Origin of the sequence: Testudinibacter sp. 'clade 2', assembly GCF_006227735.1 — a bacterium.
Taxonomy (GTDB): Bacteria; Pseudomonadota; Gammaproteobacteria; order Enterobacterales; family Pasteurellaceae; genus Chelonobacter.
The window spans coordinates 1-510 of the sequence record NZ_VDHB01000239.1 but is presented as its reverse complement, the minus strand read 5'-3'; the positions used below and the strand labels follow the sequence as shown (position 1 = coordinate 510).

Below are 510 nucleotides of genomic sequence, written 5' to 3'. Positions count from 1 at the left end.
GTGCGGTAGGGGATTGTATGCGGTTCAGTGATGGTGTGGGTATCAATTTGGAATCGGTGCAAGATACGATGTCCAACCGCAGTAACAATAAAAACAGCGTTTGGAATGCGGGCGTTGCCGTCAGCTATGGCAATGATGGGTTTGCTTTCGGTGTGACAGCCGGAGGCAATCTAGGCAGAGGTTACGGCAATGGCGATGAACGCAGTTGGGTCAACAGCCACGTTGGTTTGCAAGAGAGCAACACGACGATAATCAGCGGCGGTGACACGAATATTGTCGGCGGTGTGGTGCGTGGCAAGGGGATACACACGGATATTGGCGGCGATTTAACGATTGCCAGTTTACAAGACAGCTTGCAGTACACAGGCAAGCAGCAAAATATCAGCGGTCAAATCACGGTAGGCTACGGCGTATCAGGCTCGGCGAGTTATAACCAATCGAAGATGAATGCGGATTATGCCAGTGTGCAAGAACAATCCGGACTGTTTGCTGGGGATGGCGGCTACCAAG

1 protein-coding gene is annotated in these 510 nt (G+C 51.8%); it reads left to right on the top strand.

Annotated features, from left to right (window positions below):
• Window positions 1–17: 17 nt before the first annotated feature.
• The coding region (locus tag FHQ30_RS12945) for a hemagglutinin repeat-containing protein (protein ID WP_139612342.1) at window positions 18–510 on the top strand (493 nt) is incomplete at its 3' end.